The following is a 19,133-nucleotide window of genomic DNA, read 5'->3' as shown; positions in this document are numbered from 1 at the left end:
TAAAATGGATTGCTTCGTCGCTTCGCTCCTCGCAATGACGGCGGCGTCAGATATTCAGTACCCGCCCGTAGGCATCCAGCACGGCTTCCTTCATCATCTCCGACAGCGTCGGATGTGGGAAGACGGTATGCATCAGCTCTTCCTCGGTGGTTTCCAGATTCATCGCGACCACGTAGCCCTGGATCAGCTCGGTCACCTCGGCGCCGATCATGTGCGCGCCGAGTAACTGACCGGTCTTCTTGTCGAAGATCACCTTGACCAGACCCTGATCCTCGCCGAGCGCAATCGCCTTGCCGTTGCCGACGAAGGGGAAGCGGCCGACGCGGATCTCGCGGCCGCTCTCTTTCGCCTTCGCCTCGGTCAGACCCACAGAGGCGACCTGCGGGTTGCAATAGGTGCAGCCGGGGATGAGGTTCTTGTCCATGGCGTGCGGGTGCAGGCCCTTGATGGCCTCGATGCAGACCACGCCCTCATGCTCGGCCTTGTGCGCGAGCATCGGGGGACCCGCGACATCGCCGATGGCGTAGATACCGGGGACATTGGTCTTGCCATAGCCGTCGATCACGATGACGCCACGGTCGGTCTTGACGCCGAGCTTCTCCAGCCCGAGGCCCTCGACATTACCGACCACGCCAACTGCGGAAATCACCCGCTCGAACTCGACCGTCTGCGGCTTCTTGCCGTCGTCGATGGTGGCGACGACGCTGTCAGCCTTCTTCTCCAGTTTCGTCACCTTGGTGTTGGAGAGGATCTTGATGCCCATCTTCTCGAAGCGCTTGCGCGCAAGGCCCGCGATCTCGGCATCCTCGACCGGCAAGATCTGCGGCAGCACCTCGACCACGGTGACGTCGGCGCCCATGGTGTGGAAGAACGAGGCGAACTCGATGCCGATCGCGCCGGAGCCGACCACCAGCAGCGATTTCGGCATCCGGTCCGGCACCATCGCCTCGAAATAGGTCCACACCAGCTTCTTGTCGGGCTCCAGCCCCGGCAGCACGCGCGGGCGGGCGCCGGTGGCGATAATGATGTGCTTGGCCTGATAGGCGCCCTCGCCCAGCGCGCCCTTCGGCGCTTCCACGGCGGACTTCTTCACCGTGACCTTGCCGGGCGCGTCGATCGAGGCGTCGCCCCAGATCACCGTGACCTTGTTCTTCTTCATCAGGAAGCCGACGCCGTCATTCAGCCGCTTCGAGACGCCGCGCGAGCGCTGCACCACGGCCTTCGGATCGAACGAGACTTTCTCGGCGGAAAGCCCGTAATCCTTGGCGTGCTGCATGTAGTGATAGATTTCCGCCGAGCGCAGCAGTGCCTTGGTCGGGATGCAGCCCCAGTTCAGGCAGATGCCGCCGAGATAGGATTTCTCGATGATGGCAGTCTTGAAGCCGAGCTGCGCCGAGCGGATCGCGGTGACGTAGCCGCCGGGGCCGGAGCCGATGATGATGACGTCGAAGGATGTGTCGGCCATGGCGGCTCCCGTTCAACTCACGCAGTTGTTCCGCCGCGCGCGCGGCGATTGATAATAAGCACCCTTACCAGCCATTCGAGCGCGCCGATCAGAGCGAGGATCGCCATCGCGGTCAGGACGATCGGCTGGGCGATGTTCCGCGCCAGTTGTTCGCCGGCGAAGAAGGCGGAGCGAAGAAAGTCGATTCCGACGGGGTTGAGCGCCACGGCGACCGTAAGCAGCATCGATATCCATGGCCAGCGTGTCCGGACATTCAATGTTGCCCCCAAACCGGCACCCGGCTCACACCATCATCATGACGGGGTTTTCGATCAACTGCTTGAACGCGCCGATCAGTTCGGCGCCGAGCGCGCCGTCGATGGCGCGGTGATCGCAGGACAGCGTCACGCTCATCATCTGCGCGATCTCGATCTTGCCGGCGCGGACCACGGGGCGCTCCTCGCTGGTGCCGACGGCGAGGATCGTCGCATGCGGCGGATTGATCACGGCGGTGAAGTGGTTGATGCCGTACATGCCGAGGTTCGACACCGCGGTGGTGCCGCCCTGATACTCTTCAGGCTTCAGCTTGCGCGCCCGCGCGCGCGCCGCAAAATCCTTCATCTCGGACGAGATGGTCGACAGCGTCTTGGTTTCCGCTTTCCGGATGATCGGCGTGATCAGGCCGCCGGGCATCGCGACGGCGACGCCGATGTCGGAATGCTTGTGCTTGAGCATGCCGCCTTCGGTCCAGCTCACGTTGCAGTTGGGAATCTTCTGCAGCGCGACCGCCATCGCTTTGATGACGAAATCGTTGACCGAGAGCTTGTAGGCGGGTTTCTTCTCCTTGTCCTTCGGTGCGGCCGCGTTGATCTCCTCGCGCGCCACCAGCAGCTTGCCGATGTCGCAGTCCATCGTCAGATAAAACACCGGCACGGTCTGCACCGAGGCGGTGAGGCGCTGGGCAATCGTGCGGCGCATGCCGTCATGCGGCACGACCTCGTAGGAGCCCGGCTCGAACAGCGCCAGGATCTGCTTGTCCGACATGGACGGCGCGAGGCCCGGGCCCGCGGCAGGCGCGGCAGCCGGCGCCTTTAGGCCCTTGCCGGACTTCGCGTCCTCGACGTCACGCGCCACGACGCGGCCGTGCGGGCCGGAGCCGGTGATGCGCGAAAGATCGATGCCGGCGTCCTTGGCAAGACGACGGGCCAATGGCGACGAGAAGATGCGGGCGTGACCGTTGCCCTTGGAAGGGGCAGCCGCTGCTTGAGCTGCCGGTGCGGGCGCGGCAGCCGGTGCAGGCGTTGGCGCAGGTGCCGCGGCAGCGGGCTTCGGCGCTTCCTTCGGTGCCTCGGCGGGCTTTGCTGCGGGCGCAGTCCCTGCCCCTGCGCTGGCGGCCTTCACGTCCTCGCCGTCGCCGGCCATCACCGCGATCACATCGTTGACCGGGACGTCCTGCGTGCCCTCGGGCACCAGGATCTTGGCGATGGTACCCTCGTCGACCGCCTCGACTTCCATCGTCGCCTTGTCGGTCTCGATTTCCGCGATCACGTCGCCGGACTTGACCTTGTCGCCCTCCTTCTTGAGCCACTTGGCAAGGTTGCCCTTTTCCATCGTGGGCGACAGCGCGGGCATCAAAATGTTGATCGGCATTGTCAGTGACCCTGTTGCGACCGCGGCGTGGTGGAGCCCGTGTCGGTCGGCCGGTTGATTTCGGCTTCGAACATATCGACGATGCGCGCGAGCGCTTCGTCCTCGGTGTAGCCGCTCTCGCGCGCATAGGCGCGGGCGGCGTGGCGGGCGATATCGACCAGCATCAGGCCCCACATGTCAGGCTCCTCGAACGCGCGCTGGAACGCGATCGAGAGTCCGCCATCGACGCCGAACGCCCGCAGGACCTCCACGGCGTCATCGCGGCCGATCACGTCGGGCGGCAATGGCTGTTCGTTGGGACCGGCCATCTGGACCTACCGATACGAAACGGCCTTGGCGGCCGCGACCACCTCGGCCACCGACGGCAATGCCAGCTTTTCGAGGTTCGCCGCATAGGGCATCGGCACGTCCTTGCCGGACACCCGCGCCACCGGCGCGTCGAGATAGTCGAAGGCGTGCTCCATGATGCGGGCCGCGATCTCGGCGCCGACGCCGGACTGCTGCCAGCCTTCCTCCACCGTCACCGCGCGGCCGGTCTTCTGCACGGAGGCGATGATCGTTTCGGTATCCATCGGACGCAACGTGCGCAGGTCGATCACCTCGGCCTCGATGCCCTCCTTGGCGAGTTCTTCCGCGGCCTTCAGCGCATATGTCATGCCCATCGACCATGAGACGATGGTGACGTCCTTGCCCTTGCGCACCACGCGCGCCTTGCCGATCGGCACGACGTAGTCGTCGAGCTTCGGCACCTCGCCGGTGTGACCGTAGAGCACTTCGTTTTCGAGGAAGATGACCGGATTGGGATCGCGGATCGCGGCCTTCAGCAGGCCCTTGTAGTCGGCGGCCGAGAACGGCGCGATCACCTTCAGCCCCGGGATCTGCGAGTACCAGGCCGAATAGTCCTGGCTGTGCTGGGCGGCGACGCGGGCGGCGGCGCCGTTCGGTCCGCGGAACACGATCGAGCAGCCCATCTGGCCGCCGGACATGTACAACGTCTTGGCCGCGGAGTTGATGATCTGGTCTATCGCCTGCATGGCGAAGTTGAAGGTCATGAACTCGACGATCGGCTTCAGCCCCGTCATCGCCGCACCGACGCCGACGCCGGCAAAGCCGTGCTCGGTGATCGGGGTGTCGATCACGCGCCGTGCGCCGAACTCCTGCAGAAGTCCCTGGGTGACCTTGTAGGCGCCCTGATATTCCGCGACTTCCTCGCCCATGATGAAGACGTCGCCGTCGCGGCGCATCTCTTCGGCCATTGCGTCACGCAGCGCTTCGCGGATGGTCTGGGTGATAAATTCGGTGCCTTCAGGCACTTCCGGCTCCGGCTCGCTGACGGACGCCGGCGCTGTCGGATGATGTGCGGCCTTGGGCTGCGGCGCTTCCGCCTTGGCTTCTGCGGGAGGCGCAGACTCCGCGGCCTTGGCAGCGGGCGCCGGCGCCTTCGCAAGCTCGGCCGCGTTCTCGCCGTCAGCGAGGATCATCGCGATCGGCGTGTTCACCGCGACGTCGACGGTGCCTTCCGGAATCAGGATCTTGCCAAGCGTGCCCTCATCGGTCGCCTCGACCTCCATCGTCGCCTTGTCGGTCTCGATCTCGGCGATGACATCGCCCGACTTGATGGTCTCACCTTCCTTTTTCAGCCATTTGGCGAGGTTGCCCTTCTCCATCGTGGGCGACAGCGCAGGCATCAGAACTTGAATCGGCATGATGGCTCCGGATACTTTTGGGGCTTGCGCTTAGCGATAGATGTCGGTCCAGAGTTCGGACACATCAGGCTCAGGATCGCGCTGGGCGAAATCGGCTGACGCGTTGACGATCTCGCGGACCTCGGCGTCGATCTTCTTCAACTCCTCCTCGGTGACCTTGGCGGCCAGCAGGCGGCTACGCACCTGCTCGATGGGGTCGGAGTCGTGGCGGACCTTTTCCACCTCCTCGCGGGTGCGATACTTCGCAGGGTCCGACATCGAGTGGCCGCGGTAACGGTAGGTCTGCATCTCCAGGATAAAGGGGCCGTTACCGGCGCGACACCAGGCGACCGCCTCATCCGCGGCTGCCTTGACCGCGCGGACGTCCATGCCGTCGACCTGTTTGCCGGGGATGTTGAAGGAGGCGCCACGCTTGGAGAAGTCCGACTGCGCGGAAGCGCGCGACACCGAGGTGCCCATGGCGTAGCGGTTGTTCTCGATCACATAGATCACCGGGAGCTTCCACAGCTCCGCCATGTTGAAGCTTTCGTAGACCTGCCCCTGGTTGGCGGCGCCATCGCCGAAATAGGCGAGCGAAACATTGTCATTGCCGCGATAGCGGTTGGCGAAAGCAAGGCCGGTGCCGAGCGAAACCTGGGCGCCGACGATGCCGTGGCCACCGTAGAAATTCTTCTCCATGCTGAACATGTGCATGGAGCCGCCCTTGCCCTTGGAGTAGCCGCCGCGGCGGCCGGTGAGCTCGGCCATGACGCCGTTGGCGGACATCCCGCAGGCCAGCATGTGGCCGTGGTCCCGGTATCCGGTTATGACCTGATCGCCCTGCTTCAGGGCCATCTGCATCCCGACCACGACCGCTTCCTGGCCGATATAGAGATGGCAGAAACCGCCGATCGCACCCATGCCGTAGAGCTGGCCCGCCTTCTCCTCGAAGCGGCGGATCAGCAGCATGTCCCGCAGCGCAGCCAGCTCCTGCGCCTTGGTGAATTCCGGTGGGGATTCGTTTGCCTTCTCCTGTCCAGCTTCCTTCGCGACGACGCTTTTCTTGGGTGCGGCCATGGCAATTCCGGGGGTGAGAAAGAGAGACGGGATCAGCCCTCTCTATCCCAACTCAAACCGCCGTGAAAGGATTGCGTGCGCTGGAGAAAATATTGCTATGCCGCACTGCAACGTGGCGGGACATTTTCGAAATTGATTTTGCAGTTTTTTGAAATTTGCGGACGGTGACGGAAGTATCGTGCCGACAATTGCGCTGTTGATGACAGCGGCTTGAAAATCAGTTCGGCTTGATGGTCCGGATCAGGTCGCGCGGATTGGCGTAGTCGAGCTGGAAGCGCGCGCGCTCATCCAGCATGTCGGGGTCGACCCGGTCGGAGCGCAAGAGCGATACCCGCTGCTCGCCCTCTGCCCGCTCCCGCTTCAACCGCGCCAGCTCCGAGGTCAGCGCGATGATCTCCTGATCGAGCTCCTGGCGGGCGTTCAGGCCGTATTTGCCGGTATAGGCGTTGATCCCGAAATAGCTGACCATCAGCGCCGCCACCGTGTAGAGGGCGAGGCCGGTCAGGATGGATTTCAATCGAGCGCGAGAGACCATGCGCCCAAGATGCGATGGCTGGGTTAATGGATTCCTAAAGAAGTGGCCCGAATGCCGGCCCGTCATTGCGAGCGAAGCGAAGCAATCCATAGCACGGCATAACGGATGGATGGATTGCTTTGTCGCTTCAGCGCAAAATTGCTTTGCAATTTTTCGCGAGCTCCTCGCAATGACGAGGAGAGACCGCTTACCTGTTCTGCTTCTCAACGAACGCCGCAAACGCGTCGATATATTGCTGAAGGAGTTTCTGCACCGATTCCTTGGTGAGCTGGCCCTTGTCGTCGAAGGCATCGCCGATGGCATTCAAATAGATTTCAGGCTGGCCCAGGATCGGGCCGGCAATGCCGGGCAGGATGTTCTGAAGATGCTTGACCGCGCTGACGCCGCCGAGCGCGCCGGGGGCGTTGCCGACGATACCGATCGGCTTGCCGAGGAACGAGCTCTTGCCATAGGGGCGCGAGGCGACGTCAATGGCGTTCTTCAGGACGCCGGGGATCGAGCGGTTGTATTCCGGCGTCACGAACAGCACGCCGTTCGACTTCTGCAGCTTTTCGCGGAACGCCAGCCAGTCGGCCGGGGGATTGGCTTCGAGGTCCTGGTTGAAAAAGGAAACGCTTTCGAGCGTGGTCACGTCGAGCTTGAGGGACGCCGGCGCCAGCTTGGCGAGCGCGTTGGCGACCTTGAGCGAAAAGCTCTCCTTGCGGAGCGAGCCGACGATCGTGACGATGGTATGCGTAGCCATTGGATATCCCTGTTGGAGTGGAAGCGTCTGCCCCTTCCCTTACGTCAGATTGCCGGAAAGATGCAAGTGCATGAAATAGCCTTTAATAGGTTGACCGCGCTCGTTCGGCCAGCTTTCGGTCACTCCCCGGCGCGCCCGATCCGTTAGGGAGCCAGCGCTTTCCGGCTAACGGGACAAAAATCCGCGACAGTCAGCTCCAAGGCCAGGCGCAACCGATCCCGTTGCTGGACGATGTCACGGCGTCATCTTCGAGACATGGAACCAGCAGTTCTACGGTCTAGATCGTTCCAACGACAGTGTTTAGCGTGCGCCTCGCTACGAAGGGGTTGTCATGCGTAATCGAATGTCTGTGCGAACACCAAAGTATCGGTTTGACGTTGCGAAGGCCTATCTGGAACTGCAAATAATCAGGCGCGCCGTCGAACTCGAGGAAGCGGCAGCGCTTTCCACGCGAACGCTCCATCCGAAAAGAAAACCAGCGGACGCCGGATCGAAATCACAACGATAATCCCGCGATCTTCTGTCTCAGATCACGCAGAGCAGGCCGCCCCGTCGGGCGGCCTGCTCTGTTGATGGCTGGGCAGAAGCCCCGTGCCATCAACCCTTGTTCGGGTTGATCAGGAATTTCTCGCCGGTGGAGCGCTTGTTGTACACGGCGATATTGGAGAGCTGCAGCGTCTCCTGCAGCGACACCACCTGCGTGTAGTGGCTGGCAAACGTGGTCTTGAGTTCGGACGCCACGCGCTGGCGCAGGCGGCCGATTTCGGCGGGGCCGATCTTCTGCAGGAACGGCGTCAACAGCCAGCCGCCGACGCCCCAGGTCAGGCCGAAAGCGCGGCTGAGTTCAGTCGGGCGGTTGTCGAGGCTGCCGTAAATATAGACCTGCTTGTACACGTTCGAGCCGTAGCGGCTGTACTCCTTGGCAGTCTTGTTGGCCGCCATCTCCATGCTGGTAAGAATCTGGCTTGCGAGCTTGCCGCCGCCGATGGCGTCGAAGGCGATGGTGGCGCCGGTTTCCACCAGCGCATTGGTGAGATCTTCCATGAAGCTCGGCGCCGTGGAATCGACGACATACTTGGCGCCGATCTGGTGCAGGATATCGGCCTGCTCCTTGCTGCGCACGATGTTGACGAGGCCGATGCCGTCCTTGATGCAGATCTTGTTGAGCATCTGGCCGAGGTTGGAGGCGGCGGCGGTGTGCACCAGCGCCTTGTGATTTTCGCGCCGCATCGTCTCGGTCATGCCGAGTGCGGTCAGCGGATTGACGAACCATGACGCGCCGTCGGCTGCCGTGGTGCCATCAGGCAATTCCATCACGTCCCGCACCCTGATGGTGCGGTACTGCGTGTACATCGCGCCGCCGATCATCGAGACGGTCTTGCCCATCAGCGCCTTGGCGGCGTCTGAGGACCCGGTCCGGATCACGACGCCGGCGCCTTCATTGCCCGCAGGAAGTGACTGATCGAGCCGCGCCGCCATCATCCGCATCGCCGCATCCGGCATCTTCGCCGTGATGACAGGCGCATCCGAGCTGCCGGATTCCCTGGCGGTCGACATGTCGGCCGGCCCGATCAGAAGCCCGAGATCGGACGGATTGATCGGCGTCGCCTCGACCCGGACCACGACCTCGTCGTCGGCCGGTTCAGGCGTCGGAACGTTCGCCAGCGACAGTTCGAGTTCGCCGCTCTTCTTGAGCAGCGTACGCAGTTGAAGCCCGCTGTTGCCGTCACTCATCACAATCCCTCCCCTGTGGTGCTCGTTCTATCTGGATGCGCCGGCGCGTTATGCCAAGGCCTTCAGCGCCGATTTGCCGGCATATATCGCCTGCTTGCCGAGCTGCTGCTCGATGCGCAGGAGCTGGTTGTACTTGGCGGTACGGTCGGAGCGCGCCAGCGAGCCGGTTTTGATCTGGCCGCAATTGGTGGCGACCGCGAGGTCGGCGATCGTGGAATCCTCGGTCTCGCCGGACCGATGCGACATCACGGAGGTGTAGCCGTATTTGTGGGCCAATTCGACGGCGGCAAGCGTCTCCGTCAGCGTGCCGATCTGGTTGACCTTGATCAGGATCGAATTGGCGCGACCGTTCTTGATGCCGTCGGCCAGGCGGGTGACGTTGGTGACGAACAGGTCGTCGCCGACGAGCTGGCACTTCTTGCCGATCAGGTCGGTCAATTCCTTCCAGCCTTCCATGTCGTCTTCGGACATGCCGTCCTCGATGGTGACGATCGGATAGCGCGAGACGAGGTCGGCGAGGTATTTAGCCTGCTCCGAGCGCGAGCGGGTCTTGTTCTCGCCGCCATAGACGTAATTGCCGTCCTTGAAGAATTCGGTCGCGGCGCAGTCCAGCCCGAGCATCACATCGCCGCCGGCCTTGTAGCCGGCCTTGCCGATTGCGCTGACGACGAATTCAAGCGCTGCATCCGCCGACGGCAGGTTCGGCGCAAAGCCGCCCTCGTCGCCGACATTGGTGTTGTGTCCCGCCTTCTTCAATTCGCTGCGCAGCGTGTGGAAGATTTCCGAGCCGCAGCGCAATGCTTCGGCAAAGCTCGCCGCGCCTACCGGCAGGATCATGAATTCCTGGAAGTCGATCGGGTTGTCGGCATGCGCGCCGCCATTGATGATATTCATCATCGGCACCGGCAGCGTCCGCGCCGAGGTGCCGCCGACGTAGCGATAGAGCGGCATGTCGAAGGATTCGGCGGCCGCCTTGGCGCAGGCCAGCGAGACACCGAGGATGGCGTTGGCCCCTAACCGGCTCTTGTTCGGCGTGCCGTCGAGATCGATCATGATCTGGTCGATATGGACCTGGTCCTCGACGGCCTGATCGCTCAGCGCCTCGAAAATTTCACCGTTGACGGCCTCAACCGCCTTCTGCACGCCCTTGCCGAGATAGCGCTTCTTGTCGCCGTCCCTGAGTTCAACCGCCTCATGTGCGCCGGTGGAGGCGCCCGACGGCACCGCCGCGCGGCCGATCGAGCCGTCTTCCAGCACCACATCGACTTCAACGGTGGGGTTGCCACGGCTATCGAGAATTTCACGGCCAATGATATCGACGATGGCGGTCATGTCTGAACTTTCCTGGAATGTTGGTCCGGTTTCGGGGGCGTCTTACACGGCAAGCAAGCAAATGTGAACGCTTGACCGCTGGCCTTTTCCGGACGGCCAAAACCCGTCAGGATAGACTGCTCCAAGGTCGATATCGGCGTCCAAACCTTCACTTCACAAGCCGGGGTAACGCAATGAATCGCCGCCAGTTTCTTGGAACCGCCGCCATTGGCATCCTCGCTGCGCCCGCCCTGCTGAAAAGGGCCGCCGCCCAGGAAGGCCCGTTCCGCGTCAAATATTATCCGGTCGCCGCAGGCATGGGCTCACGCGACACCACCCCCGCCCCCGACGGCACGATCTGGTTCTGCGGCCAGCGCAACGGCACGCTGGGCCGTCTCGATCCACGCGACGGCTCCTACAAACTGGTCGACCTCGGCAAGGGTGCCGCGCCCCATGGCGTCATCATCGGCCCGGACGGCGCACCCTGGGTAACCGAAGGCGGACAGAACGCCGTCGCCCGCGTCGACCCCGGAGACCACAAGGTGACGCTGTTCCGCCTGCCCGAAAAGGAGGCACACGCCAATCTCAACACCGCCGTGTTCGACAAGAACGGCATCTACTGGTTCACCGGCCAAACCGGCATCTATGGTCGGCTCGACCCGAAATCAGGCGACATGACCGTGTTCAAATCGCCGCGCGGCCGCGGCACCTATGGAATGACCATCACGCCGAAAGGCGACATCTGGTACGCCTCGCTCGCCGGCAACCACATCGCCAAAATCGACCCGGCAACCGGCAACGCGACCGTGGTCGAACCGCCGACGCCGAACCAGGGCGCGCGGCGCGTCTGGTCGGATTCCAAGGGTCGGATCTGGGTCAGCGAGTGGAATAGCGGCAATGTGTCGATGCACGACCCCGCTGACGGCTCCTGGAAGGCATGGAAGCTGCCCGGCAGCAATCCCCGAACCTATGCGGTCTATGTCGACGACAAGGATAAGGTCTGGCTTACCGATTTCGGGGCGAACGCAATTGTACGCTTCGATCCCGTGACCGAAAAGTTCAACGCAATCCCGAGCGACAAAGCGGGCGCGAATGTGCGCCAGCTCGACGGCCGGCCCGGCGAAACCTGGGGCGGCGAATCCGGCAATGACCGTCTCGTCGTAATCCAGACGGTCGCACCTGCGTGAAGTCACTCGGCGTTCTGCTGCTGTCTCTCCTCCTGCCCGCTTCCGCCCATGCGGCGGAAGACGGCGCGCTGGCCTTCACCCCCTGCCGTGCCTGCCACAGCCTCGATCCGGCCGAGCGCAACCTCCCCGGCCCCAATCTCTCAGGCCTGATCGGTCGCGCAGTCGGCAGCGATGCCGGCTTCGACTACTCGCCGGTGCTGCGCAAGGCGCGTGACGAGGGCTTGCGCTGGGATGCGAAGCGGCTGGAGAGCTTCCTGGCCGATCCCGCGGCGATGTTTCCGGGATTATGGATGTCGATGCGCGGCATCGAGAACGCCGCCGAACGGCAGGCGCTGGTGAAGTTTCTCGCCGACCCCGCCTCGCGCTGACGGTTGACGGCCACGCCTTGTTGCGTCCATGTCAGCCCTCGCAACAGGACGATCATGATGGCCAAAAAATCATTGCCAAAATCACTGCAACTCGGCCGCGCCGTGGAATGGCCCGACAGCCCCGAGAAGGCCAAGCTAGACCGCGTACCCAATCCGCAGGCCGGCACCAATTATCTGGTCCGCTTCACCGCGCCGGAATTCACCTCGATCTGCCCGGTGACGGGCCAGCCGGACTTCGCGCATCTCGTGATCGACTATGCGCCCGGACAATGGCTGCTGGAGTCGAAATCGCTGAAGCTCTATGTGGCAAGTTTCCGCAACCACGGCGCCTTTCACGAGGATTGCACGGTCATGATCGGCAAGCGGATCGCGGCCGAGATCAAACCGAAATGGCTGCGCATCGGCGGCTACTGGTATCCGCGCGGCGGCATCCCGATCGACGTGTTCTGGCAGACCGGAAAATTGCCGAAGGACATGTGGGTGCCGGATCAGGGCGTCGCGCCCTATCGCGGGCGGGGATGAACGCTGATCGACAAGAAGGGGCTATCCTCGGACTTCCGGTAACCGTTTACGCTCAGAGAGAAAGGTCAGTTGCGCTGCCACGACCACATACTCATTCAAGCACAGCCACGAAAGTCGTATAGTACATCTATTCTTTTCTAGATTTGCCAAACGGAGGAAGTCCATGCGGAAGTCTCTCCTCGCGTCTACCGTCGCAACTCTTACCCTCTCGACGTCCCAGCCGCTGCTTGCGCAAGACGATGTGGATCGGCAGCTCGGTCAAGTGCATTTCAAGACCTCTTGCAACGAGGTGGCGCAGCGTCGTTTCGATCGCGCCATGCGCTATCAGCATTCCTTTTGGTACATTAACGGCAAGGAGATCTTTGAGGAGGTCCTAGAGGCAGACCCGACATGTGCCATGGCACATTATGGCATTGCTCTCACGCTGATGGACAATCCGCACAACGCGATTCCGCGGCCGAATCTGGCGCCCGGCCTTGCCGCCATCACCAAGGCCAAGGAGATCGGGGCAAAGACCGAGCGCGAACGCGACTACATCGATGCGCTTATGGTGATGTATACGGATTACGACAAAGTGCCCCACGCCCAGCGTATGCGTGCCTTGCGTGATGCCCAAGCGAAAGTCGCGGCGAAGTATCCAGATGACGACGAGGCTCAGATCGCCTACGCCATCACGCTCAACGCGTCGGCGGACCTGAACGACAAGACGTACACACAGCAGACCAAGGGCGCCTCAATCCTGGAGCCGCTTTCCATGCGGCTTCCGCAGCATCCGGGGGTGACGCATTACCTGATCCACCTCTACGACTATCCGACGACCGCGCATAAAGGTCTCGACGCCGCCAACCGCTACGCCAAGATCGCGCCGGCCGCGCCGCATGCCCAGCATATGCCGTCGCACATCTACACCCGCGTCGGCTATTGGAAGGAATCGATTGCTTCCAACATCGCTTCCGTAAAGGCAGCCAAGGCCGAGAAGTCGGTGGGCAATTATCTGCACGCGCAGGATTATATGGTTTACGCCTACCTTCAGCTTGCCCAGGACCAGCAGGCACGTGCCGTCATGGACGAGATGGCAAAGGAGACTAACTTCAAGGCCACAGTCGCGGCGGCCGACTACGCGCTGGCGGCGGCGCCGGCCCGTTATGCAATCGAGCGCGGCGAGTGGGACGCCGCCTCACAACTAACTGTCAGGCCGAGCGGCTCAAACTTCGCGATGGCGATCTCGCACTTCGCCCGCGCTCTCGGCGCCGCGCACACTGGCAAACCGGAGGCCGCCAGGGCCGACGTCCAAAAACTTGCCGAAATGCGCGACAAGTTGCGCGAAGCCAAGGATAATTATTGGCCAGATATCGTCGACATCCAGCGTCAGGTCGCCCTGGCGTGGGTGCTTCACGCGGAGGGCAAATACGACGAGGCCCTCAGGGCCATGAGCGCCGCAGCGGATGCCGAGGACAAGACCGAGAAACACGCCATCACGCCCGGCCCGCTGGCCCCGGCGCGCGAACTCTACGGCTTCATGCTGCTCGATCGCGGCATGACCAGGGAAGCCCTTGCGGCCTTCGAGGCCACCAAGACCAAGGAGCCGAACCGCCTTCAGGGCTACGCAGGCGCCGCCAAGGCCGCCGATACGCTCGGTGACAAGGCTGCGGCACGAGACAACTATCAGCAACTCGTGGCGCTGACGGCGAATGCCGACACTGAACGCCCAGAAGTCGCGGCGGCGAAGAAGTATCTCGCCAGCAACTAGTCCAACCACGGTGGTGAGATGAGGCCGGTCGGTCGTGTCGCCATTGTATCGGTGTCTCTGGGAAGCGTGCTGGCTGCGATGCTGGCATGGTCCGGTCTGTCACAGCGCGCGGCCGCAACCGCGACCGCGCCGGTATGGACCGAGATAGCCTGGCCCTTCCCCGCCGATCCGTGGGGCAAAGGAAAGGCGTTCCGGTGCAGGGCCGCGGACTGCGGTACCGAGGTGAATGTCTATCTGCGCGCCAAGATCGGCTTTTGCAATTGCACGACAGGCATAGCCGATGACGACGATGTGGACCGTATGGGAGATCTTGCTCTCATCGGCGACGTCTCGCCGCTCGGCGCCAGCCGTCCAATCAGAATCGCGCGGATGGATGGTCGCAGCCGCGCCTACACGCTCAACGCCCGCAATCCGCTTGGCAAGACGGCGATATCGGTCGTCTTTAGGGACCGCTGCGACATGATCACAGCGACCGCTGTGCTCGGCCACGACCGGCCGGCAGCCATCGAGCCCGGCGTGATCGAGTTTCTCAATGGCAACACCGTGATGCGCTGGGCCGAGATCACGCTTGGCCTCTAGTCTCACAGCGCTGGAGAAGCCAGAAATCGTCAGGCAAATCGGTTAAATCATCCGTGACGCTGGCTGCGCCCGTGAAATCCTCGTCTCGAAAATACAAGCTGCGGGTAATCAGGACCGGGGCACCGGCAGAGGCCGCTGCCACCAGACCGTTACGAGAGTCCTCGATGGCCAGGCAAGACGCGGCAGGCAGACCAAGAGTGTCGAGAGCCACGAGATAGGCGTCTGGTGCCGGTTTTTTGTTGGGCACGTCTTCCCCGGAAACGATCACGTCGAAATTCCGGTTCCAGTCCGGTCCCAGATTTTGGCTAAGTAGTGCGCCAATATTGTCCCGCGACGTGGTCGTAACGATCGCTAGCCGCAACCGCCCGTCGCGTGCTCGAACGATCAGGTCGACCACTCCCGGTCGCAGTCCGCAGGCGCCGCTGCCAACCAGTTCCGCATATCGGCGCGTCTTGAAGCGGTGCACTTCGTTGATGCGACCATCTGAAAGATCGAAGCGGTCCTCGGAGAGCGAATCCCAAAAATACCTGATACGCTCTCTTCCGCCTGCGATCCGCAGCAGCTTGCCGTAAGTTGCGACATCCCAGCGCCACGGCAGATCGAAATGGCTGAACGCGTCATTGAATGCGCGTCGATGAAATTCCTCCGTCTCCGCCATGGTTCCGTCGACGTCGAACATGATGGCCCTGAACCTGTTCAACCTGGCCTCACTCCCAGTTGCGGCGTGGCATTTGGCGAAGCGCCAACGCCGTTCGAGATCACGAGGCAAAATTGGCCCGCGCGTCTCGGAATTGCGACTTTGAAATTTTTATGGACCGCAAAATTTTTGCTGATGGCGCCGAGCCTCACCCCCACCGCTTGAACCGGAAGGCCGGTACGGCCGACCACCGCCCATGAACAATGCCCGCTCCGCCGTCCTCCGGCTTCTCGTCCCGCTCTGCCTCGCCGCAACGATCTCGAACGTATCAGCCGCGCCACCGGCAAAATCAGCTGAGGATCGCTACATCGCTGCACGCGATGCGGCGATCGACAAAATCTCGGCCATCTACGATGCCGGCAACGCAGACGAGGCCGCGCGAAAGGCCGAGGAGGCGGCAAGCGCCGATCTCGGGGCGCAGATGCGCGCCATGCTCAACGAGCCGGCCCGCGAGGGCTTTGGCCCGGCCAGGCTGCACATCGACACCTTCGCCAAAGGCGACGAAGGCTTTGGCATGCTCGATGGCCTGCGCTTCGACGCTCTGCTAGGCAAGAATGGCGAGAAGGCCGGCCAGGATGGCACCGACGGCAAATATGTCGCGCCGAAGGCGCACATCGTCGTCACGACGCAGACGCTGTTCGAACGCTGGCTGCGCGCCCACAAGGACTGGTGGGACAAAGGCGTCAGGAACGTGCCGCAGCAGATCGGCGCGGCGCTGAAGGACGAGAGTTTTTATACGCAGGCGGTGTCGAGCGGCGCTGCGGTCATCAGTTTCAATTCGTTGCCGATTGCAAAACCTGCCGGCGCCAGTTTTGCCAACGCCATGCTGGCTGGGCGAACCCAGTCCGATATCCCAGATGCGGCCGACCACGTGTTCGTGTCCGCGATCGCCGGCGGCAAGGTCTACGTCGCCTACGGATCGATCGCGCCCGAGGTGACAATCCCGGCCTGCATCGCGATCCGGACCGGCTTCAACCAGAAGGCCGAACAGGCCGATGACGATCTCCGCTCAGGAAAGATCGATAGGAAGGCCTATGACAGGCTGGGAAACCTGCGCCAGAAGGGCGAGGACGCGTATAAGCGCTGCTTCACTGAACGCGCGCCGAAGCAGCCAGCCTTTGCGGAAGCAACCCGGCAGGCCGAGCGGCTGTTGTCGGCGGCCTTGAACGCACGCTGAGGGGCTACGTCGACGGCGCATCCGCCGGTCGCGTCTGGCGCAGCAGTCTGGCGCAGACAAAGCCCAGTACGATCATGATGGCCCCCGCGGTCAGCAAGGTCGGAACCTTGCCGGCATGCTGGATTCCAAAACCGTAGGCGATCGGGCCGACGGTCTGGCCCATGAAGAAAAAGAACGCGTGCAACGACAGCGCCGTCGCGCGCGCTTCCGCTGACAATTCGCTGGCGAATACCTGGAGGCTGCCGTGGATCATGTAGAAACCCCAGCCCATGAAGACCAGATTGAGTAGCTGCAATCTCCATTCCAGCCCCAACGCAACCGCCATGAGCTGTACACCGACCAGCGCCGCGCCGCCGATGATCATCCCGTTGACGCCGATAACAGGCAGAAGCCGCGACACCGTCATGGTGTAGAAGAGGCCGCCGACCGCGAAGCCGGCGATGACGACACCCGCGATCGACAGCGAGGTTTGTCCGAGGTCGAACAGGAAAGAGGCAATGAACGGAAACAGGCCGAGCACGCAACAGCCTTCAATAAAGACGGCCGAGTAACAGATGTACGCGTTCGGGTTGGTGAAGATCGTGCGATAACCCTGCTTGAGGGCCGACAGGCTGGTGCGCGGCGGACGTGTCAGCGCCGCGCCGCGAAACCCGATCGCAACCACGATCGAGGCCAGCACGACGATTGCCCCGAGCACGGCGAGCACGCCGCGCCAGCCGAGGAAATCGCCGATCAGGCCGGACACGGTGGCGCCCAGCAGATTGCCGGTCATGGCGCCGGCCAGCGTGCGCCCGATCGCGACCTGGCGCTTTTCGGCGCCGACGAGATCGCTGGTCAGCCCCAGCGCAATCGGAAACACGCCGCCCGAACCGATGCCGGCCAGAATGCGGCTCGCGAACAACAGCGGAAACGACGTCGCCATCGCGCCGAGAATGTTGGCGAAGCCGAGCAGCGTAAGCGCCACGATCATCAGCCTCGCCTTGCCGAAAATGTCGGCGAAGGCGCCGAGCACCGGCTGGATGATGGCAAAGGTGAAGGCGAAGGCAGCGGCGAAACTGGCGGCGGTGGCGATGCTGACCGAAAAATCCTCGGCTACGTGCGGCAACACCGGATCGAGCGCGCGGGCGGACAGGGCCGCCGAAAAGGTTGCGAGCGCAATGATATTAAGCGCCGGCGGCATGCCGCTGGCAGCGGTCACGACGCAGCGTTCTTGGAAAGCGCGTCGAACGCCATCAGCCGCTTCACCAGCGCCTCGAACTCGCGCAGCGGCACCATGTTGGGTCCGTCAGACGGCGCGCGATCAGGGTCCGGATGGGTCTCGATGAACACGCCGGCGACGCCGACGGCGACCGCCGCCCGCGCCAGCACGGGGACGAATTCGCGCTGGCCCCCTGATGAAGTGCCCTTCCCGCCCGGTTGCTGCACCGAATGGGTGGCGTCGAAAATAACGGGCGCGCCTGTCGTCTGCGCCATGATCGGCAGCGCGCGCATGTCTGATACCAGCGTGTTGTAGCCGAACGAGGCGCCGCGTTCGGTCACCATCACGTTCGGATTGCCGCCGCCGGTGATCTTGGTGACGACGTTGGTCATCTCCCACGGCGCGAGGAACTGTCCCTTCTTGACGTTGACGACCTTCCCGGTCGCCGCAGCTGCCAATAGCAGATCCGTCTGCCGGCAGAGGAACGCCGGGATCTGCAGCACGTCGACCGCCTGCGCGGCTTCCGCGCATTGCGAGGCCTCGTGGACGTCGGTCAGGACAGGCAAACCGAGCGAGGAGCGAATCTCGGCGAAGATCGGCAGGGCCTGCGCGAGACCGACGCCGCGCGCGGCCGAGCCTGAAGTGCGGTTGGCCTTGTCGAAGGAGGTCTTGTAGACGAGGCCAATCCCGAGGCGGCTGGCGATTTCCTTCAGCGCGCTCGCCACTTCGAGCGCATGCGCCCGGCTTTCGAGCTGGCAGGGACCAGCAATGATCGAAATCGGCAGGCCGTTGCCGAATTTGACCGGGCCTACCGAGACGACCGGAGCTGCTTCGACTTTCGCGTTCAAGGGATTTTTCCTTTGTATTCGGCGCGGACCATGCCGGTCCGCGACCCCAGGATCAACCCCGTTTAACCCCTGAATATCAGGGTTGCACCCGCGGCTATTTTACCGCGGAGAACGCCGTCGGCACCAGCAGCTGGCTGACGATGTTGTCGATGATCTGGCCGTCCTCCTCGCTCTTGGCGCGGCCGGCGATCCAGTCCGGATCGGACTGGAATGCGGTCCACTTCTTTTCGCGGTCGGCCAGCGAGTCCCAGGCGACGAAGTAGGTCAGTTCCTGATTGGAGGTGCCGATCAGCGTGGTGTAGAAGCCGGCCTGCTTGATGCCGTGCTTGTCCCACAGTTTCAGCGTCAGCGTATCGAAGCGCTTCATCAACGCCGGCAGGCGGCCCGGCAGACAGCGATAGACGCGCATTTCCATGATCATCGGCTTTGCTCCCAAGGTTGTTGTTCTTGCGGGCGGGAGTTGTCGCAACAATCGACGCGCTCGTCAAAGGCGCCCTCACTTCACCCGCCCCTTGAGGGGGCGGGTCGGCTCGCATGGAGCGCAAGCGGAATGCGAGACGGGGCGGGGTGACGGTCCCTCCGCATCCAACAGCGCACGCGTGGAGAGACCGTCACCCCGCCCCGCCGCG

20 protein-coding genes are annotated in these 19,133 nt (G+C 63.0%); 6 read left to right on the top strand and 14 right to left on the bottom strand.

The features are described from left to right. Positions 1-46 precede the first annotated feature (46 nt). The 10 genes from lpdA to eno all read right to left on the bottom strand — a co-directional run bounded on the left by lpdA (position 47) and on the right by eno (position 10,199). Complete coding sequence (lpdA, locus tag CQ12_RS06990) at positions 47-1,465, bottom strand: dihydrolipoyl dehydrogenase (RefSeq protein WP_057834604.1); 1,419 nt, start codon at positions 1,463-1,465, stop codon at positions 47-49. A 17-nt stretch (positions 1,466-1,482) separates the two neighbouring features. Continuing rightward, the gene (locus tag CQ12_RS06985; RefSeq protein WP_057834603.1) at positions 1,483-1,689 is read right to left on the bottom strand and encodes a hypothetical protein; all 207 of its coding nucleotides are present in this window, start codon (positions 1,687-1,689) and stop codon (positions 1,483-1,485) included. A gap of 58 nt (positions 1,690-1,747) precedes the next feature. Continuing rightward, positions 1,748-3,094, bottom strand: coding sequence for a pyruvate dehydrogenase complex dihydrolipoamide acetyltransferase (locus CQ12_RS06980; RefSeq protein ID WP_057834602.1), 1,347 nt, complete (start codon positions 3,092-3,094; stop codon positions 1,748-1,750). A gap of 2 nt (positions 3,095-3,096) precedes the next feature. Continuing rightward, positions 3,097-3,402 (bottom strand): DUF5076 domain-containing protein, encoded by a 306-nt coding sequence (locus CQ12_RS06975; RefSeq protein ID WP_057834601.1) that lies wholly within the window; start codon positions 3,400-3,402, stop codon positions 3,097-3,099. A 6-nt stretch (positions 3,403-3,408) separates the two neighbouring features. Continuing rightward, complete coding sequence (locus CQ12_RS06970; RefSeq protein WP_057834600.1) at positions 3,409-4,800, bottom strand: pyruvate dehydrogenase complex E1 component subunit beta; 1,392 nt, start codon at positions 4,798-4,800, stop codon at positions 3,409-3,411. A 30-nt stretch (positions 4,801-4,830) separates the two neighbouring features. Then, positions 4,831-5,856: a pyruvate dehydrogenase (acetyl-transferring) E1 component subunit alpha gene (gene pdhA / locus CQ12_RS06965; RefSeq protein ID WP_057834599.1), complete on the bottom strand. Its 1,026-nt coding sequence runs from the start codon at positions 5,854-5,856 to the stop codon at positions 4,831-4,833. 217 nt (positions 5,857-6,073) lie between these two features. Beyond that, a complete protein-coding gene (locus CQ12_RS06960; protein ID WP_057834598.1) occupies positions 6,074-6,391 on the bottom strand; it encodes an FtsB family cell division protein in 318 nt (105 codons plus the stop codon). Positions 6,392-6,578: 187 nt separating this feature from the next. Further along, entirely contained in the window at positions 6,579-7,133 is a 555-nt protein-coding gene (locus tag CQ12_RS06955; RefSeq protein ID WP_057834597.1) for an NADPH-dependent FMN reductase, read from the bottom strand. 597 nt (positions 7,134-7,730) lie between these two features. Further along, on the bottom strand, positions 7,731-8,867 hold the full coding sequence (locus tag CQ12_RS06950) for a zinc-binding dehydrogenase (RefSeq protein WP_057834596.1): 1,137 nt from the start codon (positions 8,865-8,867) through the stop codon (positions 7,731-7,733). Positions 8,868-8,915: 48 nt separating this feature from the next. Continuing rightward, the gene (gene eno, locus CQ12_RS06945) at positions 8,916-10,199 is read right to left on the bottom strand and encodes a phosphopyruvate hydratase (protein ID WP_057834595.1); all 1,284 of its coding nucleotides are present in this window, start codon (positions 10,197-10,199) and stop codon (positions 8,916-8,918) included. A 173-nt stretch (positions 10,200-10,372) separates the two neighbouring features. Here eno and CQ12_RS06940 point away from each other — a divergent pair, with 173 nt between their 5' ends. From CQ12_RS06940 to CQ12_RS06920, 5 genes are all read left to right on the top strand, one after another. Further along, a complete protein-coding gene (locus CQ12_RS06940) occupies positions 10,373-11,365 on the top strand; it encodes a Vgb family protein (protein WP_057834594.1) in 993 nt (330 codons plus the stop codon). After that, positions 11,362-11,733 (top strand): c-type cytochrome, encoded by a 372-nt coding sequence (locus tag CQ12_RS06935; protein ID WP_057834593.1) that lies wholly within the window; start codon positions 11,362-11,364, stop codon positions 11,731-11,733. Before CQ12_RS06940 ends, CQ12_RS06935 begins: the two co-directional genes overlap by 4 nt. Before the next feature lie 57 nt (positions 11,734-11,790). Continuing rightward, on the top strand, positions 11,791-12,255 hold the full coding sequence (queF, locus tag CQ12_RS06930) for a preQ(1) synthase (RefSeq protein WP_057834633.1): 465 nt from the start codon (positions 11,791-11,793) through the stop codon (positions 12,253-12,255). Positions 12,256-12,418: 163 nt separating this feature from the next. Beyond that, a complete protein-coding gene (locus CQ12_RS06925) occupies positions 12,419-14,005 on the top strand; it encodes a tetratricopeptide repeat protein (RefSeq protein WP_057834592.1) in 1,587 nt (528 codons plus the stop codon). 18 nt (positions 14,006-14,023) lie between these two features. Beyond that, positions 14,024-14,584, top strand: a complete 561-nt coding sequence (locus CQ12_RS06920; RefSeq protein WP_057834591.1) for a hypothetical protein — start codon at positions 14,024-14,026, stop codon at positions 14,582-14,584. Here CQ12_RS06920 and CQ12_RS06915 read toward each other — a convergent pair. Continuing rightward, entirely contained in the window at positions 14,568-15,263 is a 696-nt protein-coding gene (locus tag CQ12_RS06915; protein ID WP_083519164.1) for an HAD-IA family hydrolase, read from the bottom strand. The genes CQ12_RS06920 and CQ12_RS06915 overlap by 17 nt on opposite strands. A gap of 214 nt (positions 15,264-15,477) precedes the next feature. Between CQ12_RS06915 and CQ12_RS06910 the strand changes: the two genes are divergently transcribed. Beyond that, positions 15,478-16,458, top strand: coding sequence for a hypothetical protein (locus CQ12_RS06910; RefSeq protein ID WP_057834589.1), 981 nt, complete (start codon positions 15,478-15,480; stop codon positions 16,456-16,458). A 4-nt stretch (positions 16,459-16,462) separates the two neighbouring features. Here CQ12_RS06910 and CQ12_RS06905 read toward each other — a convergent pair whose 3' ends face one another. From CQ12_RS06905 to CQ12_RS06895, 3 genes are all read right to left on the bottom strand, one after another. Continuing rightward, on the bottom strand, positions 16,463-17,638 hold the full coding sequence (locus CQ12_RS06905) for an MFS transporter (RefSeq protein ID WP_057834632.1): 1,176 nt from the start codon (positions 17,636-17,638) through the stop codon (positions 16,463-16,465). 14 nt (positions 17,639-17,652) lie between these two features. Continuing rightward, positions 17,653-18,504: a 3-deoxy-8-phosphooctulonate synthase gene (gene kdsA, locus CQ12_RS06900; RefSeq protein WP_057834588.1), complete on the bottom strand. Its 852-nt coding sequence runs from the start codon at positions 18,502-18,504 to the stop codon at positions 17,653-17,655. A gap of 94 nt (positions 18,505-18,598) precedes the next feature. Then, entirely contained in the window at positions 18,599-18,925 is a 327-nt protein-coding gene (locus CQ12_RS06895; protein WP_057834587.1) for an NIPSNAP family protein, read from the bottom strand. Between the last annotated feature and the right edge of the window lie 208 nt (positions 18,926-19,133).

Source organism: Bradyrhizobium jicamae (assembly GCF_001440395.1).
Lineage (GTDB): Bacteria > Pseudomonadota > Alphaproteobacteria > Rhizobiales > Xanthobacteraceae > Bradyrhizobium > Bradyrhizobium jicamae.
Note: the sequence above shows the minus strand (reverse complement) of the source record. Positions and strands in the feature narration are given on the sequence as shown.